General features: G+C 46.9%; 17 protein-coding genes. 3 read left to right on the top strand and 14 right to left on the bottom strand.

Features of this window, described 5'->3' with window-relative positions:
• Positions 1–234: 234 nt before the first annotated feature.
• The 5 genes from C558_RS0122375 to C558_RS0122355 all read right to left on the bottom strand — a co-directional run bounded on the left by C558_RS0122375 (position 235) and on the right by C558_RS0122355 (position 5,158).
• Positions 235–522 carry a hypothetical protein gene (locus C558_RS0122375; RefSeq protein WP_018758541.1) on the bottom strand — a complete coding sequence of 96 codons (288 nt, stop codon included), beginning with the start codon at positions 520–522 and terminating at the stop codon, positions 235–237.
• 57 nt (positions 523–579) lie between these two features.
• Positions 580–1,056 carry a GNAT family N-acetyltransferase gene (locus C558_RS0122370; RefSeq protein WP_018758540.1) on the bottom strand — a complete coding sequence of 159 codons (477 nt, stop codon included), beginning with the start codon at positions 1,054–1,056 and terminating at the stop codon, positions 580–582.
• Between the two features lie 173 nt (positions 1,057–1,229).
• Positions 1,230–2,582 (bottom strand): HAMP domain-containing sensor histidine kinase, encoded by a 1,353-nt coding sequence (locus C558_RS0122365; protein ID WP_018758539.1) that lies wholly within the window; start codon positions 2,580–2,582, stop codon positions 1,230–1,232.
• Complete coding sequence (locus C558_RS0122360; protein ID WP_018758538.1) at positions 2,579–3,253, bottom strand: response regulator transcription factor; 675 nt, start codon at positions 3,251–3,253, stop codon at positions 2,579–2,581. Before C558_RS0122360 ends, C558_RS0122365 begins: the two co-directional genes overlap by 4 nt.
• A 57-nt stretch (positions 3,254–3,310) precedes the next feature.
• On the bottom strand, positions 3,311–5,158 hold the full coding sequence (locus tag C558_RS0122355) for a serine hydrolase domain-containing protein (RefSeq protein ID WP_018758537.1): 1,848 nt from the start codon (positions 5,156–5,158) through the stop codon (positions 3,311–3,313).
• 400 nt (positions 5,159–5,558) lie between these two features.
• On the opposite strand from C558_RS0122355, the gene C558_RS0122345 reads away from it, so the two are divergent.
• The gene (locus tag C558_RS0122345; RefSeq protein WP_018758535.1) at positions 5,559–5,987 is read left to right on the top strand and encodes a hypothetical protein; all 429 of its coding nucleotides are present in this window, start codon (positions 5,559–5,561) and stop codon (positions 5,985–5,987) included.
• A 115-nt stretch (positions 5,988–6,102) separates the two neighbouring features.
• Here C558_RS0122345 and nudK read toward each other — a convergent pair whose 3' ends face one another.
• The 5 genes from nudK to C558_RS0122315 all read right to left on the bottom strand — a co-directional run bounded on the left by nudK (position 6,103) and on the right by C558_RS0122315 (position 11,085).
• Positions 6,103–7,053 (bottom strand): GDP-mannose pyrophosphatase NudK, encoded by a 951-nt coding sequence (gene nudK / locus C558_RS0122340; protein WP_018758534.1) that lies wholly within the window; start codon positions 7,051–7,053, stop codon positions 6,103–6,105.
• The gene (locus tag C558_RS0122335) at positions 7,050–8,273 is read right to left on the bottom strand and encodes a MerR family transcriptional regulator (protein ID WP_018758533.1); all 1,224 of its coding nucleotides are present in this window, start codon (positions 8,271–8,273) and stop codon (positions 7,050–7,052) included. Before C558_RS0122335 ends, nudK begins: the two co-directional genes overlap by 4 nt.
• Positions 8,274–8,552: 279 nt before the next feature.
• Complete coding sequence (locus tag C558_RS0122325; protein ID WP_018758531.1) at positions 8,553–9,851, bottom strand: DUF5050 domain-containing protein; 1,299 nt, start codon at positions 9,849–9,851, stop codon at positions 8,553–8,555.
• Between the two features lie 151 nt (positions 9,852–10,002).
• On the bottom strand, positions 10,003–10,392 hold the full coding sequence (locus C558_RS0122320) for an iron chaperone (RefSeq protein ID WP_018758530.1): 390 nt from the start codon (positions 10,390–10,392) through the stop codon (positions 10,003–10,005).
• A gap of 39 nt (positions 10,393–10,431) precedes the next feature.
• Positions 10,432–11,085: a M48 family metallopeptidase gene (locus C558_RS0122315; RefSeq protein WP_026264076.1), complete on the bottom strand. Its 654-nt coding sequence runs from the start codon at positions 11,083–11,085 to the stop codon at positions 10,432–10,434.
• A 160-nt stretch (positions 11,086–11,245) separates the two neighbouring features.
• Here C558_RS0122315 and C558_RS0122310 point away from each other — a divergent pair, with 160 nt between their 5' ends.
• The gene (locus tag C558_RS0122310; RefSeq protein WP_018758528.1) at positions 11,246–11,593 is read left to right on the top strand and encodes a hypothetical protein; all 348 of its coding nucleotides are present in this window, start codon (positions 11,246–11,248) and stop codon (positions 11,591–11,593) included.
• A gap of 64 nt (positions 11,594–11,657) precedes the next feature.
• Here the strand turns inward: C558_RS0122310 and C558_RS0122305 are convergent, their stop codons facing one another.
• Complete coding sequence (locus tag C558_RS0122305) at positions 11,658–12,164, bottom strand: ferritin (protein ID WP_018758527.1); 507 nt, start codon at positions 12,162–12,164, stop codon at positions 11,658–11,660.
• A gap of 177 nt (positions 12,165–12,341) precedes the next feature.
• Positions 12,342–12,770, bottom strand: a complete 429-nt coding sequence (locus C558_RS0122300) for a hypothetical protein (RefSeq protein WP_018758526.1) — start codon at positions 12,768–12,770, stop codon at positions 12,342–12,344.
• A gap of 194 nt (positions 12,771–12,964) precedes the next feature.
• On the opposite strand from C558_RS0122300, the gene C558_RS0122295 reads away from it, so the two are divergent.
• Positions 12,965–13,306: a helix-turn-helix domain-containing protein gene (locus tag C558_RS0122295; protein ID WP_018758525.1), complete on the top strand. Its 342-nt coding sequence runs from the start codon at positions 12,965–12,967 to the stop codon at positions 13,304–13,306.
• A 74-nt stretch (positions 13,307–13,380) separates the two neighbouring features.
• Here the strand turns inward: C558_RS0122295 and C558_RS0122290 are convergent, their stop codons facing one another.
• Entirely contained in the window at positions 13,381–14,826 is a 1,446-nt protein-coding gene (locus tag C558_RS0122290) for an alpha/beta hydrolase family protein (protein ID WP_018758524.1), read from the bottom strand.
• A gap of 166 nt (positions 14,827–14,992) precedes the next feature.
• Positions 14,993–16,231 carry a chloride channel protein gene (locus tag C558_RS0122285; protein ID WP_018758523.1) on the bottom strand — a complete coding sequence of 413 codons (1,239 nt, stop codon included), beginning with the start codon at positions 16,229–16,231 and terminating at the stop codon, positions 14,993–14,995.
• Positions 16,232–16,358 lie beyond the last annotated feature (127 nt).

The raw sequence follows: 16,358 nt of genomic DNA, 5'->3' as shown, positions 1-16,358 counted from the left end.
AGATTTATGAATGCGGTTTCAAATGTGACTTGGTATTACTGTGCCATACAAGTCGTTATTCTCACCATCGGCTATCAGAACTAAGTGAAAATTTTGGATTACCGTCGAATGCTGTATTTTTATGATGAATTTTAGCGAATGAAAAAAAGACACCTGCGGAAGGTGCCCTACGTTAGACCTAGATGAACGATGATAACGAAAAAAGCCAACCAGAAATATCTGGCTGACCTTATCCTAATTGCCGCGATGCGCCGAAGTCGCTGTATTCAGCATGGACGTCCAATTCGGGAAATCCGTCTCCCTAGCAACATGCCGATCGAACAGCTCTTCAGGCAGGTTATCGATATCTTCCCGCGTACTTACTTGAAAGTTCCCTTTCGCAAGAAACTCCCCAAAGCTCTCGCAACGGGTATGTTCGTTCATGAAAACGTCATTGAACAATGCTTCAAGCGACGCCTCCTTCTGCTCTTCTTCTACCGACTTTTGTCCTTGTAATTCTTTCAACAGGTCGTCAAACGACATAGGCTTATGCTTTCTCAGACGATCACTCCTCGATTAAATTTAATCTCACAGAATGCCTTAATTAAAGGTCATCCATGCCGTGCTTCCCAGAACCTCGAAATTTTGCTTGAACCAGAAATTCCGTGATTTATCCAGGGTATAGACGTACATTCTTTTGCTTGGATACTTCGCTTTGAGCCAGTTCATGAAGGAAGCCGCGTACCCTTTGTTTTCAAATTCTTTGAGCACATCCAAGGCTTCGATAAAGATAAAGTCCTTCTTGCTCTTGATATCAATATAGAAGTCCTTCTCCAAATACCGCTCATCGGCGCTAAAATAATCTTGTTCGGCTTTCTGGATAAGCTGTTTCCCGTTATCGTATTCCCATACGACCCCGTACCCAACCATCGTATCTTCCGCCTCAATGATATAAATCTCTTCCGGTAATTCAGATAGCTCCTTCGTGCTCAATTCCCCTGCATGATAAGCAGATGTGACTTCACTTAGACATCTCTGCATTTCATGATCAAATGGCTTTGCAATTATCGTTGGCATTCCTGTTCTCCTTATTATTATATCCAGTACCTGACATCTTCAAATGAAAAAAAAGCAGGGCTCTCATACGTTCCCTACTTCTCCAATTGAATGTGTACGGGTTATTGTCCTTCGTTATTCTACCACAGATTCGGCAGATCGTAACCGTATTTTCCTTTACCATTTTCGAAATGTTATCGAATAGGCAAATGAACATCCACGGTCGTACCTTGGCCGACCTGACTTTTCATTTCGATGTTCCCCTGATGAAGCGTCACGATTTTTTTCGCGATGGCAAGTCCTAAGCCATTCCCTCCGATGCTGCGGTTCCGCGATCGATCCGTTTTGTAGAACCGCTCGAACACATAATCAAGCTGCTCCGGCGCGATTCCAACCCCTGTATCGGTTATGGAGAAGAAGACTTCTTTCTCCGCACGGGTCATGCGTATTTCGATATGCCCGCCCTCAGGGGTAAACTTGATGCTGTTGCCGAGTAAATTCATCCATACTTGGTTTAGCTGGTCCCGATCTGCCGTGATGTTGACGGCGTCCGCAAGTTCCAACTCGATGCGAATGCCCTTCGCCGACCATTGCGGCTCACAAGTCACGACGATTTGCCTGATTTGCTCATCGATGTAATACGTCGTCGCCTCGAATGGATGATGTTCCGAATCTAAGGAGGCGAGCTTCAACAAATTATCGCTAAGCCTAGATAGTCGCCCGCTCTCCGCGATAATAATATCGAGGTAGTAGCTTCGATCGCCTTCTGCGACCAAATGACTATGCTTCATCGCCATTGCAAAACCTGAAATCGACGTGAGCGGGGTTTGAATTTCATGCGAGACATTCGATACGAAATCCTGCCTCATCTGCTCCAATTGCTTCAGCTCGCTCGCCATTTCATTGAAGCTCTGCGTTAACGCTCCCATCTCGTCCGCTCGTTTCGTTTGTATTACCACGTCGAAGTCGCCCTTCGCAAGTCTTCTGGTCGCTTGCGTCAAGGCCTGGATCGGTTTCACCAAATACCTGGCCGCAATGAAGATGCATAGGCTTCCAATCAACAGGCCGAGCAGCAATACGATCATCATCATCCGATTGATGAGGTTTTCGTTCTGCGAGGAGAACTGCATAAACATCGCACGCCGCTCCCCTGCGAATGAAAAAGGAAGACCGATAAACGTTTGATCTGCCTCACCGGGAGAACGATAATCGTGTCCCTGGAGCACCTGCCGGACCGCTTCCGGTGCGATTTCGAAGCTACTCGTATCGTCCAAGCCATAGAACGTTACGTTACCGGAAGTGTCAACCAGATGAATCGGATAAGCGGATATCTTCACCATGTGCTGCATGAACGCCTCCTGATCATCGGGTTTTGTTTGTTCATAGAGACGTATCATCTCCTCTCCGACGGCAATCATGTCGTTCTGTCCTGTATGGTCGATCTCTTTCTGGAAGAGAATGAGCCCTATCAAGAAAGAGGATAGCAAGCTGAAGATAATGACCGCCAGAAACGTGCAAATGATACGGACGTATAAGGTTTTGATCATGATATCACTAGCCGATATCCCAGACTGCGGGCCGTTTCAATTTGGAAATGCTCCGAATCGCCAGCAAACCTCTCCCTTAGCCGTTTAATGTGAACATCGACGGTTCGATCAACGCCATCATAATTTTTGCCCCAGATATGCAAGATCAACTGGTCCCGGGTAAAGATCTGCCCTGGATGGCTAGCCAGCTTGAACAGGAGCTCGAACTCCTTTAACGGCAGATTGAGCGTCTCATCTCCCCGAATCACTTGATAGTTACGGCGATTCAGCACAATGCCGCCTAGCTGTATCGTCTGTGAAGCGACAATCATATAACGTTTCAGCAATGCTTTGACTCGCATCACAAGCTCCATCGGATTGAACGGTTTCGTTAAGTAATCGTCCGTTCCAAGTTGGAATCCTTTTACCTTATGCCCAGCTTCTCCTTTGGCCGTGACCATCAAGATTGGAAGATTCGAATCGACGCGCCTGATCTCTGTGCACAATGCCCAGCCATCGATATGGGGCATCATAATGTCCAGGATCACCAGGTCGATTTGCGAATTTTCCACGATCGCCAGCGCTTCCGCGCCATCCCTTGCCTCCAATAGCTCGAATCCTTCATTCCGTAAAAATAACGTGATTAGCTCGCGAATATGCGTATCGTCATCCGCGATAAGGATTTTAGCCATGCGCATGTACGCCTCCAATCTCTATCGAATTCCCCCCCGAATGGGTGGATTGTTGCTTCAACCGAACTGCCATCCCAGTAGATTCCAGTGATAGAAGAACAGACTCATCACGACCGCCGAGATCGCCACGAGGGTGAAATGCACGCGCTTCAGCACCGTCCAATATTTGTTTTTCCATGCCATGACGCTATAAGCCACGATGGCTGCTGTCAATCCGACAAGGATTATCGGCATGAATAGATAGAGATGTAACGATTCCGGAATGCGGCTAAGTCGATCCAGCAAATCCATGTTCAACACCACGACGAACGTCGCGATACAGGTCGCTAACGCCCATGCCGCGGTAATCGCCGACAGCCGGATTGCCCACTTCTGCGCTGTCGGCATCGTCTTCATTTCACGCCGGCGATAAGCGAACCCCGTCAATGATGTAATGAACAGCACGGCCGAGATGCCCAGCAAGGGTAACCAGAAAGTGGTTTGGTCGGACAGCGGCGTGGGCTCGAGCGGCATTTCAGGAAGAATATCCAGCAGCAGATGGGTAACCTTCCCCGACGCATCCGTGCGGAATCCGATCTGATGCGAGCCTCCGACTTCTTGAAATAAATTCGGTCCGATCGGAGCGAAAACTTGCTGTTCGGCCCCGCTCCCTATGGATAATCGGTTACCCTCAGCCGTAACGTTGATCTGGGACAAGAAGCTGAAAAACTTATCGATATCCGTGTGGTTACGGCGCGTGAATTGATAGGAACCGGCGTATTTCTGCACGGTGTTCTCAAGCTCGGCGGATACTGGTGGCGACTCTATGGCTTGCACCGGGAAGTAACGATTGAAGAAGGCTTGTAATAATCCTACCGTTGCTGCCCCTCCATCCCCGCCGCTATGGGATACAAATATGCCAATTTTCTTATCAGGTACAAGATACAGCTCCGTTGTGAATAGCGTGTCTGCTCCTCCATGGGAAAGGATGCGCAGCCCATTCTTCCTTTGCTCAATAAAGCCCAGGTCCATCGCCGGCAGACGCTCATCAAACTGGAACGCCGGCGAATGCATAAATCTGGCGGTTTCCGCCTTGAGTATTCGCCCATCCCCATACTGTCCATCCTGAAGATGTGCGATCATAAAATGGGCCATATCAATCGCTGACACGGCACCAGACCCCGCAGGACGAAAGCCTCCCTCAAAGGTAGGCGGTTGGGCCACGAATGTACCGTTTTCCCTGGCATAGCCTAACACCGCATAAGGCTCTAATGACGCCGGAATAGGCTCCTGAACCGTAGCATATTTCATGTCGAGCGGATCGAAGATGTTGTTCTGGATATAGTCATTGTACGAGAGGCCGCTAACCTCCTCGACGATGAGCCCCGCGAGCGCGGTGCCATAGTTGGAATAAGACATCATTTCGCCCGGTGGCCGAACCCGTGCCGGCATATGCTTGGCAAGTGTGTCTGAGATCGACACCGGCAGTTTCTTGGGGTCCGTGGTAATTTGATAGCCGATCCCCCCCTCCTCAAATCCCGCAGTATGGGTCATCAGATGACGCATCGTAACGGGTTGCGGATAGGTTTTTGGTATTTTCACCGTTTTTAAATAGGTATTTACGTCTGTATCAAGATCGAGCTTGCCCTGCTCAACCAATTGCATGACGGCCGTCCAAGTGAACAGCTTCGTAGTCGAAGCGATCCGAAACAGGCTGGTCTCCGGATCGACTAACGCACCTTTTTCGATGTTGGCGTAACCATACCCCTTCGTGAACAGGATCTTCCCATCCTTGACGATCGAGATGACCGCGCCTGGTATTTTGAAATTATCCATTTGCACTTTCATGATACCATCCATGAAAGGCGTTAGCCCAGCTGTATCGTTCAGATCCGCCGCCGCTCCCTCCGCTCTAGCGGATTGCATCCAACTCGCCCCAATCGTAACGACCAGTAACGCCAGTAAAACCAATTTGCACGATAAGTTCCTTATAGACGATGACATGATTAGTCCCCACCATTCAGCATATTTGTGATCTCTCGATTTCTTGGGAGAGCATATCACACGCGTGTGAACGGAGAATGAACCTCGGCTGTTATTTATTTCAATGTCACAAAGTAAGAAGTTGAGATTGTTACATAGATAGAGTACATGCTAGAGACAGAAGAGATGGGAGAAATGAAACATGAAGAGCAAATCGTTAACATGATTAAAAAAGACATTTATCTCATGTATCTGCCTTATTTCGAAACTGTTTAATAATCGTCCAATCACTCTCCTCTTGTCCAACATACTTTGAGAATATCAAACGAGAGGAGATGATTTTTTGGTACGTATTCTCGATAAAGCTGCCGTCCAGCCACGTCGTAGATTCAACTTAGCAACTTCATTTACGATCAGACGTTCACCGGCTAGATCTCGCCTAGCAACCATTCGATTAAGAATACCCGCTGTGAATGCTCAACCTAATCGAGTTGAACTAGTAGCAACTGTTGGTGTAAAGGGGATTACCGGTATTGCACAAATCCTCTTTAAAATCTTCCGAGACGGCGTAGAGATCTTCAATACACTACAAGGTATTGAATCAGCTGCTTCGGAACAAAACTATGCTGTCACATTTCAGGCGATCGATCGAAATGTAAGATCAGGTAATCATGTCTACACAGTAACCGCACAAAACCAGACCGCAAATACCAGAGCTGATGTTGTTGGTCCGATTTCATTTAGTGGGCTAGCCGTTCAAACGAGAACCTAATATTTTACGCACCTAAGTCCCCTATTAACAGAAAACGATCGATGAATAACAGATAAAAGCAGCGCAAGACTGTATTGTTCCAGTTTTGCGCTGCTTTTGTTGACGCGACACCTACCTAAGCCAGTACTGGAATTTCATCGAGATCGCGGTATACCCTTTTCCCCTTGGCCTCAGCAGTTCTTACCATCTCATCGGCACCCTTGGACGGTCCTCCTATTCTAAGAACTGCATCGCAATGAGATAACAGCCGAACGGCCGATGGGTGGAACATCCGCTCGAATATCTCATCTCCGATACGTTGCGAACCGGCCGTCTCCATGAGCGGCAGGGCGTACCATTCGCCGAGAACCGGCAGATGCCCCATCTCATACACGCGCAAGGCTGCTTCATTCATCAGCCGCATATTGGCCTCGATTAGCTCCGAATCGTCTCCCGTATTGGAACGATAAGGCCCCGCGATTAGTATATGCTGAGGTTGGCTCACAGGATGAAGCAACCCGTTCAGCTGGGCATATTGCAGCAGCATGATCGTTTTCGCATCCCGTATTTCACCGTTCTCCGCCATGTTCAGGGCTTGTCCGAAGGGCAGCTCCAGCACTTCGATCTCTTCCTGTTCTTTCTCTACGCCTCCGCCCTGACCCGTCTGCATATGCGGCGTATATTCTGCCACGAAGAAATAGAGTATTTCCGTCACTGATCCCGGGGACATATAAGCCTCCCCAATCTTGTGCACGTTGGATACTCGGTAGCCGGTTTCCTCTTCCGTTTCACGGCGAATGCAGTCCTCCGGCGAGTCCTTATCCAGCAGCCCCGCACAAGCCTCAATAAGCAGACCCGTCTCATTGCCGTTCATATACGTCGGCATCCGAAATTGCCGGGTCAGAATGACGGTTTGCTTCTCCCGGTTATACAACAGAATCGCAGCGCCGTTGCCGCGGTCATACGCTTCTCTTGCTTGCGTTTCCCAGCTGCCGTCACGCTTCTGATACTTGAAGGTCATTTTTTTCAGCACATACCAATTGTTCGATAAAATCTCTTCTTTCACGATTTCAATGTTCGGTATCATCCCGATCTCCCCTTATCCTCATCCGTTTTTCTGGCCAAAAAAAATCCCGTATCCTTCGTGATGTAGAGACTGCCTTGTTCTGCGATCTTACCCTTCAAATAAGTCGTGAATTGGTCGAGCTTGGTGCCGACAAGAAGCTTCCTCGCATTCATCGGCGTTGAAGTCATGTATTGGATGAGCGGCTGCACCTCATCGATCCGCATATCATCCTCGAACCGGATCTGCTCGATCTCGGTGAACGCAGCCCGCAGCGTATCTCTTCCGTTATCAAGCTGGAAGCGGTCCATCACAGGGTCAAGCACCTGAATTTGCGGATCGAACGCTCGGGTCAACTGCTCGATTTCTTGCAGATGACGCGTGCTCATCGTAGAGGCGTACAAGCACCCGCCAGGTTTCAGCACACGGTGCATCTCGGATATGGCACGATTCATATCGAGCACATGATACAGCATGTGATTGGCGATCACGATATCGAACTCGTTGTCGTGGAAAGGAATCTCCTGGGCGTCGGCAAGCAGAAATTTGAACCGTCCGCTGTGTGCACCCAAGCTCATCCGCGCCTGCTCAAGCATCCCTGCCGATAGATCCGTAAGCGTAATGCTCCAGGTTTCTGGAATGAGGTCCGTATTCCTTCGCCATAAGGCCGCATCACCACAGCCGAGCTCCAGTACCTTGAGATGGGGAAGCGAGCCCAGATGCTCGAAGAACCATCGATGCCATCCCGTCTTGTTCGAACTAAACTGATCATACAATCGCATTCTCGCCTGCAGCCGCACCGCATTATGGTACTGCTCACTCCAGTCCTTCTCCTTATGAATCGTTCGCATCACGCCCGCTACACCTTCCCAATCGACTTGTTGTCCCTGTTCATCCACCTTCCCCAGTGCTTCATCAATGGCTTTGGATACGTATTGCAAATGAGCGATTTGGGATTGGATGATTTCTTTTTGCATCTTCAATGAACTTCCCAGGTCTTGTTCGGGGGTGGTGTCATCTTGGATATATTGTCTGATCTCGGCCAGGGACAACCCGACGTACTTAAGCATCTGGATCTTGTGCAGCCGTGCCACATCTTCCTTACTGTAGAGGCGGACAGAAGCATGGTTGTGCTCTGACGGCTTCAGCAATCCAATCTTGTCATAGTAGCGAAGCGTTCTAAGCGTCATCCCCGTTCGCTTCGCAAGTTGCCCCGTTGTGAAGTAATGGTGTTCCTCCGGCATCACGGTACTCCTCCTCCTCGTATTTCCTATTGTATCCGGTGACGTTACGTCACCTGCAAGTTTTATTTAACTTCATCGCTGAAGTTTTCCACCTTTCCTACAGCATGGATAAGAAGGGAAAAATCATGACCGATGCGAAAGGCAAATGGGTGAAAAACTATCATAAGACGCCGGAGATGAAAATCCCTGTGAAAGCGTAAGGAATGACAAAAAGCCGCCCTATACACCGCTTCATGCTGGCGTATAGGGCGGCTTTCCGTATCCGTGAGCTTCTGCTCCTTATTGCTTGTCAATCAGAACGATATGATCAATCGTCTCTTCACTTAGCTTTGTACTCGTCTTACCATCATCCCCCATATGGTACAATCGTCCGTTATCTCCAGCATTGATATAGAAAAATCCAGATACATTATCTTTGTATTTGACATAATCCCATTCCACGCCAACGATTTTCTCCAATGAAAGATCATTCTTCAACAGATATGCGCCACTATCCGCAAAGATCAAGGTCGCTCTTACTTGACTATCCGTTACTAGATTACGAACATACCAAGCGTCGGTAACAGACAATGTTTTGGTGCTGACGACTTTATTATTCTTGAGCGTACTCACATAAGCATGGCCACCCGCATCAACAAATGCGAGCTTATCTGTTCCTACACTTGCAATCTCTGGCACGCCAGATTTATGCAGATCAATCGTTTTTCCTTCTGAGGTCAAGAGTGTCCCTTTGCTGATACTATAATCGTAATCTCCATCTACATTCAGCTTAATTCCTTTGTTAAATACAAAGAGATGGTTAGCCCACCAGCCGGAATAAGCCGCATTCACATCAAGTGGAGCTTTTGCATTAACGGCTTTCGCTGCCCCGCCTTTTGCAGGCATGGCGTAAATTACGATACTGTTCGTGGAGTATTGGACTTCTTCCGGTTTGATATTCACTACGAAATACAAGGTTGAACCCGTAACTCGTGCTTCCCAAGGCTTCTCAAAAGCACCTGCTGCAATCCATTGCACTTGTCCCGTACCATCAGCTGCCTTCGATGCCACCCAAGTCTTGCGTCCGTCTTTCAGTGCATTATAATAGACGCGACCTTCAACCACGACAAATCCAGAGAATTTCGTATCTGCCATATCGGCAATCAATTTGGCTTCGGATTTATCCACCGCATTGGCTGGCGCGCGATAGATTTTCCCTTTACTATCCATATAATACAAGAAGTTATGATCCGTCTCAAAATAGATTGCATCATCGAAGAATCGTTTTGGTATATTCGTCGATCCGTCTACAGGAACACGCAGTAACGTCGTTGATCCTTGGCTGTATGCAAAATATAAATAGTCTCCAGCCGGCTTCATCTCGGTGCCTTCAAAATTAAAACTTTTCAACAATCGTTGTGCTCCAGTACCATCACTTTTCACACGATACAAATCACTATCGGATACATAATAGACATACGCATCCCCCGTTGCAGCAGCCGCCTTATCTAAGGCTAAGGTTCCGATACCTGTAAACATGAGTGAACAGAGTAGAACCACACTAAACGTTTTTTTAATTAGTGTTGATATACTTTTCATTATCGCTACATCCTTTCTAGGTGGGTTGTTGTACCTCTTCTTTAGGAGGCACACTTTACCTATATCGGATGGAATACCATATTTGTTATATTTTTCATTAAATATTGTTAATTTCTGTAATCGTTTCAACCTGAGATTCGGACTCGTTCAATTACTTTTTATTTTTCGTCTTCAGTTCGGCTTTGGCGATATTCTCCGAAACTCTAAATTTCACGATCTTGGTGATCAGCTCCATCGGCAACGGCTTGCCTAACGGAAATTGGATCGTTCCTTTGCCTGCTTTGTAGGGGGCTAACTCTTGCTCGAACTCCTCAATCCCGCTTGGTGCCGGGTAGAAGCCGATATGATTCTTGAACGCGGCAAAATGAACCACATTGCCATACTGCGCAAACGTCGGCATCTGATAGCTGATCTTCTCCGCTGCGTCTGGTGCGGCATCGCGGATGACCTGTCGGATCGAGTCCAGGATTTCCTGAATGTCCGGCGGAAAGGTTGAAATATAATGGTCGATCGATTCATACGTCGTTTTGTTCCCGTCCATAGTAACGTCCCCTCTCCTACTCATTCATTCTTGCAAGTATTACAACGTCATGGCTTGTCCATATCTTGCGAGGAACGCTTCCTTCGCTTTGTAATCCGGCATGATGCTTCCGACCCGTCGCCAGAAGGATCGATCATGATTCATATGCAGGAGATGGCATAGCTCATGAATGACCACATAATCGATGACCTCGATGGGCGCCATCGCTAGTCGATAATTGAAGGTGAGATGCTTAGCCGAGCTGCAGCTCCCCCACTTCGTTCTCGACTCCTCAATGATGTAGGATTTCGGCGTGACTTTCAGCTGCTTCTGATAAATCTTGATCCGTTCTCCAATCACCTTCTTGCAGCTTGCGAAATAGAACTTCTTCAGATCACGTTGAAGTTCTTCTTCCGTTAGCCCATTCGTCTCGATTAACTCATGCAGCGCATGGTATTTCCCGAGATGCAGGAACTTGCCTTCTTCTTGATATTCTCTGACCTTCGGAGCTGTCCGAGCCGTCTCAATCGCTTGCAATTGCTTCACAATCTTGCTTCCATGCTGCTTCACCGCGCTCATCACGACATCGTCGCTTGTATCATTCGGTGCTTTCACCGTAATGAGACCTGAAGGGTCGATATGGATCGAGAGCTTTTTACGCTGTCCGTATTCTACATGAAATTCGATACTTCGTTGTCCTAATTCTATTCTCATCATCAACATCGTTCCTATAAAGTTTTGTCTCATTCTCTATCCCCTATTGTAGCAGAATGGGATGACGCTAGAGAGAGGCAATATTTCCTGCACAGGGATAAGAAAGTTGCGCGTAGGAAACATTAAGAAGATACTTGAACGTATTCTTCAGGAGGTTGTCATGTTCTACCTATATAGCGTTGTACTCCTATTCGGAGGATTAACCGTCATTAACTTTATTTTCTCGTATCAGAGTAAGCATATTGATCCAATGTTCTGGACCACCTTGAAATTCCAGCTCATGATGATTCCGGTATTCTTAGCAGCTAATCTAAGTGTCGGATACGGCGTGAAATTCGGCGTGAAAGCCGCTCACAATCTGAGCTATGTCCTCGTGACTGCCAAATGCATCGAGGTGCTGATCTCGATCGGTATGGGGTATCTGTTCCTCCGGGAAGTTCCCAACTGGAAGACATGGGCTGGCGTTGGCGTGATCGGAGTTGGACTTTTTCTCGTGAAGCAGAAATAAGCTCAGAGCATGAAGAAGAAGCTGCCTTCCCTCACGGGAAAACAGCTTCTCAAGTGATATCTGCTTATTCTTGACCTGGCGTGAACGTACGCTTACCCAGCTCGGAATCGAGCATATAGAACGCGTTGCTATCGTTATCGATACGGCGCAGCTTCTGAATGATGCTATCGAAGGTTGCTTCTTCCTCTACCTGCTCATCAATGAACCACTTGAGGAAGTTGATCGTTGCATGCTCCCGCTCATCCCACGCGATGTCGGACAATTCGTAAATTCGCTTCGTTACCGTCTTCTCATGCTCGAAGGCATGCTCGAAGGCATCCAGTAAGGAGCTGTATTCATTCTGAGGATTCTCCATGCCTGTAACGACGGCGCGTTTGCCTAGTGCATTTATGAAATGGAAAATTTTCATTCCATGATATTTCTCTTCTTCCGACTGCATGATGAAGAAATTCGCAAACCCATCAAAACTCTCCGACGAACAATACGCCGCCATCGCCAGATACACCTGCGAGGAATAAAACTCATAATTCATTTGATCGTTCAACTTCGCGAGCAGCTTCTCACTTAACATTCGGATCACTCTCCCTTATTCGCTTGTCTAGATGAAAGGTAAGCTTGTACCGTATCAGAACATCATTCGACACCATTCCATGTCAATCGATGTTATCCTGCACGATTTGCCTTCCTTCTATTCTTAGTATGTTGGAAATAAGCGGGAAAGTAAAGATCCCCCCGGTGACTCGAAGCGTTACGTTGCAATCCTTGCGGATAACTGCAGATGGATATCGTTCACGCAGTTTATCAGGTTTGTTAGTTGAGGGGTATCCATTTGCTGAAGAAGCGAAAGGTCATTACAACCGGCCAGAAAATGAATATTGTAAATCAAGGTTATCATGTTCAAATCGAGACCGGACTCTTGCGCAGGCAGTTGAATGACATCACTGAGCGAAAAAGATGCCGGAGGTGCCATGCTGTTATTCCGCTCCACGTACAGCGCCTTCAATAAATACTCTATTGCACGATCACTGAATAAGATGCACATATGAACAGAGGCTGGGTGATTATAGCGGGTTGCCGCATTCATATAGTCTTGCGAAAGCTGCTGCAGCTTCCTAATCGTCTTAGCTTGGATTGAGCGATGATCTTTGCATTCATCATTGATGGTTGAATGATTCACATGCCTCAGCTCCCACTCGGATTGTTGCACGATTCAACGGGCGCGGTTATGATTTGGCGAATCGTGGAAATACTTACCTTTATATCCCATTATACAACAAAATGATATTAATAAGTATAATTTATGATATCTAAATGATGGTGTATGGTGGGTCGTATTTTATCTACACTTTCTAGTAGAGAGGTGTGGAAGGAATGACGGATAAAGAAGTACTTCTTCGGGTTGGGGCGCGTATTCGCGAACTGAGGAAAGAAAAAGGCTTGACGCAGGAAGCGCTCGGCGAAAAAGGCGGCTTTCACTTTTCCTATGTCGGACAGGTTGAACGCGGTGAGAAGAACGTCGCGCTACTGAACCTCGCCAAAATTGCGGAAGCGCTGGATGTGGACATATCGCAGCTCTTCACCCCGATCAATCAAGATAATACCGAGAAATCACAATCGGATATTCAAGAGATTACATATATGCTGAATCAGCAGGACCCTCAGAAGATCGCCTTGGCGAAGAATGTGGTGAGGGAGATTTTTAATTATAAGTAAGGTCAAGCCAAATTAAAGAAGCCTCCATACCCACTTCAGATGTGGATAGGAAGCTTCTTTTTCTCTGTTTCAACCTATGGGTTCACCTTAAAATTCACTTCCGGATATTTGGCGGCTAAGCTTTGCAGCGCAGAATCGTCCTTTCCTTTCAGATACCGGTCGAAAAAAGCAACACTGAATTCGTTCACGATGCGATGATCCCGCCGTGGGTCTGGTCCGTTCAACCCCAGCAGTGGAGAGAATAACGCGAGATCGGAATAGCTTGCATGCTTGGAACCTGGAATAAGTAAGGATAGGCCGCCGCCTGCCAGCGCATAGCCCGATTTCTGAATATAGTCTTTCCTCGGGGCTTCAAACGCCTCGCGGCTTACCCCGCCTAACTGCTTGGCAACATCATCGTAAGAGGTCATCACCTTATTGTAGGTTTCCTCGGAATACATCATGAGAAACGGTTTGCCAAGTCCTTTATCGGAAACCGGAGAACCATAAAATCCGCCGTCCATACTCAGGGCAGCCTTCACGCGCGGATCATTCTTGACCATCTGCAGCGTAGCGGCACCACCGAATGAATGTCCAAGCATACCGATTCGATCCATATCGATTTTGCCGGTAAAACGCCCAGCTGGATCATTCCGATTCAGCTTCTCTACTTGATCAAGCACAAAGGTGGCATCGGCCGTCCATAGTGGGATGTGCTTGGTGTACTCGGCATTGGAAGTCAGATTGGGATCGGTTCGATTTGGCGCTACGCGTCCGTCAGGATACACGGTGGCAGCCGCTTCATAGGTATAATCCGTGGCCATCACGATGTAACCGTGGCTTGCCAGTTCCTCCAGTTGGAACATATTCTGATTGCGATATCCGTTCATCCCGTGAGAGAAAATCAATACAGGATAACGGCTTTCCGAGTCGGATAGCTTGGCTTCCAACATCGAATGCGTCTTAATCAGCTTCAAATGGTTTAGTGTAAAAGCTGGAAGGTTCATCATGTTCGTCGATATGGCTTGCGTCATGATCGAAGCGTTCTGGAGATAAGCGCTCTGTTCTCCCTTGCTTCCTTCGGCGGCCGGATACCACACTTGGACCATCAGTTCACGCTTGTCAGCCGAGTTCTTCGAGTAAGGTTCATGCCGTTGTTCATCCACCCAATGGTACACGGTTGATCCGACCGCATAAGGCCCCGTCGGTTTCTCGAACGAGAATATCGGCATCAACCAGGGCGGTGCTATGGAAGCGAGCAGAAACATGATCAATAACACCATCTGCATCGAGAAAGTGACCGGACTTCTGCGTCTTTCTTTCCGTTTACCCATGTAGAAATATGCCATTAATACGAAGGGCGTCAAATAAGCCGGAATCATCTCCCATCGTGCACCTTCCACGGCAACCTGTGCAATCACCAAACCAAAGGCGACCACCAACGGGATCACAAAGGTCTTCCCGACCTTCCTATTCGCTATCACTGCCCAGAACAACAATCCAAAATTGACCGCAATCAACACAATCTCCAACAGTCTCATCTGCATCCCTCCTACTACAAGTCACTGAATATGTTCCATCTTAATCCTGAAAATTGAAGACTAACGCATGAAAATTCTGAATCTTTTCTCAAGAATGCAGCAAAAAAACACCTGCCAATATAGCAGGTGCCTGTTATCAAACATATTTTATTTCGCCATCCATGCCCTAATTGTCAGCATCCGACAGCCATTTCAGCTTGAACAAATAGATCGGTAGATATGCGGCTATGATCATTGGGATAATTAGCTTAAATGGGAATATCATCATTAAAATCAATACAACGGCGATTGGCTTTTTGAGTATGGCACTGGTAAGTGCAGTCGTGACGATGGCAATGGATGTTACGGGATCTATTGGGAAGATCGACGCCATTGCGTACCCTATACTTACCCCTGCGAAAATAATCGGAAATATGTGTCCTCCGCGCCAGCCCGTGGATAGACAAAATTCGGTTAAGAATAACTTTACAATGCCTAATATCAATAATAAATAAATAGACATATGGGACCAGTCTGCCGCTAATTCTGTCAGCTCATGCTCCCCTGAGAATAAAGTCAGAGGAAGCACCGTTCCGATTAATCCGAGTGCTAATCCGCCAATCACAGCTTTTAGGACTTTATAATGATCAAGCGGCTTGAGTACCTTATGAAAAATAGATCCAAAAAACTCATACAATTTGGCTAGCAATACCCCGATCAGTATCAGCGGGATGATCGCCATGATTTCTTTTCCACCAATACTTGCCGGACCAAAATCAGCTATCGTAAATTTTCTGTTATCGATTTTGGATAAAAATACAAATACACCAAAACCTGCAGCCGTCGTTATGGTATACACAAGTGTCTTGATCAACTTGATAAATCTAGGGTCTTTCCAATCCTCGAAGAATGTCGTCACACCAAATAACGGGGATCTGAAAATCATACCAATGGTCGTCTCAACACTGTACTCGATGATGATATCTCCATATTCATTGGCGACTTCTTTTTTCTTCACTCTAGATTTAATAGCATCCCCTGCCCATGTAGTAAGACCGCCTACAATACCAACCAAAGCTGCCTCGGGACCAAGACTGGCTCCAAAAGAAAGAACACAAAGCGCAGTGATCGCGCTTTTAAATGTAGAACTATAATCAATCCTTTTGGTTTCCTTGAATTCTGCTAATACAGCCTCCATATTACGCGGGTAATTACCAAAGTACTTCTGACATAATCCCACCAAAATACCTCCGACTAAACACACGATGAAGGTCCAATATGGAACATGAACCACACTCGGTATCGTATCCCATAGAAAGTGAGTCGTTAAAGAGACAATAGCTAAAAAGCTCCATGTCAAAAGCCCAGCAACCCCGCCGATTATGATGCTATTTAGCGTTAAACGGCTTAAACTTAATAATTTCATCTTTTATGTATCCTCCTTCCTTATGAATGAGCAATAAGGGAGAGATTTCGAATTGAATAATTATTAGAGTATAGCAAATGAAGCATGAATAAACCACTCGTTCAAGTAATGCAACGGACTCCACATG

It is taken from the genome of Paenibacillus terrigena DSM 21567, from assembly GCF_000374845.1.
In the GTDB taxonomy this organism is placed as follows: domain Bacteria; phylum Bacillota; class Bacilli; order Paenibacillales; family Paenibacillaceae; genus Paenibacillus_K; species Paenibacillus_K terrigena.
This window is presented reverse-complemented; position numbering and strand designations above follow the sequence as displayed.

Bases quoted from the DNA above. Each gene is read 5' to 3' on its own strand.
- C558_RS0122355 (WP_018758537.1), bottom strand. From the start codon at position 5,158: ATGCAATCCGCTAGAGCGGAGGGAGCGGCGGCGGATCTGAACGATACA.
- C558_RS0122315 (WP_026264076.1), bottom strand. From the start codon at position 11,085: ATGAGAATAGAATTAGGACAACGAAGTATCGAATTTCATGTAGAATAC.
- C558_RS0122295 (WP_018758525.1), top strand. From the start codon at position 12,965: ATGACGGATAAAGAAGTACTTCTTCGGGTTGGGGCGCGTATTCGCGAA.
- C558_RS0122290 (WP_018758524.1), bottom strand. From the start codon at position 14,826: ATGAGACTGTTGGAGATTGTGTTGATTGCGGTCAATTTTGGATTGTTG.
- C558_RS0122310 (WP_018758528.1), top strand. From the start codon at position 11,246: ATGTTCTACCTATATAGCGTTGTACTCCTATTCGGAGGATTAACCGTC.
- C558_RS0122305 (WP_018758527.1), bottom strand. From the start codon at position 12,164: ATGTTAAGTGAGAAGCTGCTCGCGAAGTTGAACGATCAAATGAATTAT.
- C558_RS0122360 (WP_018758538.1), bottom strand. From the start codon at position 3,253: ATGGCTAAAATCCTTATCGCGGATGACGATACGCATATTCGCGAGCTA.
- C558_RS0122320 (WP_018758530.1), bottom strand. From the start codon at position 10,392: ATGGACGGGAACAAAACGACGTATGAATCGATCGACCATTATATTTCA.
- C558_RS0122285 (WP_018758523.1), bottom strand. From the start codon at position 16,231: ATGAAATTATTAAGTTTAAGCCGTTTAACGCTAAATAGCATCATAATC.
- C558_RS0122375 (WP_018758541.1), bottom strand. From the start codon at position 522: ATGTCGTTTGACGACCTGTTGAAAGAATTACAAGGACAAAAGTCGGTA.
- C558_RS0122365 (WP_018758539.1), bottom strand. From the start codon at position 2,582: ATGATCAAAACCTTATACGTCCGTATCATTTGCACGTTTCTGGCGGTC.
- nudK (WP_018758534.1), bottom strand. From the start codon at position 7,053: ATGATACCGAACATTGAAATCGTGAAAGAAGAGATTTTATCGAACAAT.
- C558_RS0122370 (WP_018758540.1), bottom strand. From the start codon at position 1,056: ATGCCAACGATAATTGCAAAGCCATTTGATCATGAAATGCAGAGATGT.
- C558_RS0122335 (WP_018758533.1), bottom strand. From the start codon at position 8,273: ATGCCGGAGGAACACCATTACTTCACAACGGGGCAACTTGCGAAGCGA.
- C558_RS0122325 (WP_018758531.1), bottom strand. From the start codon at position 9,851: ATGAAAAGTATATCAACACTAATTAAAAAAACGTTTAGTGTGGTTCTA.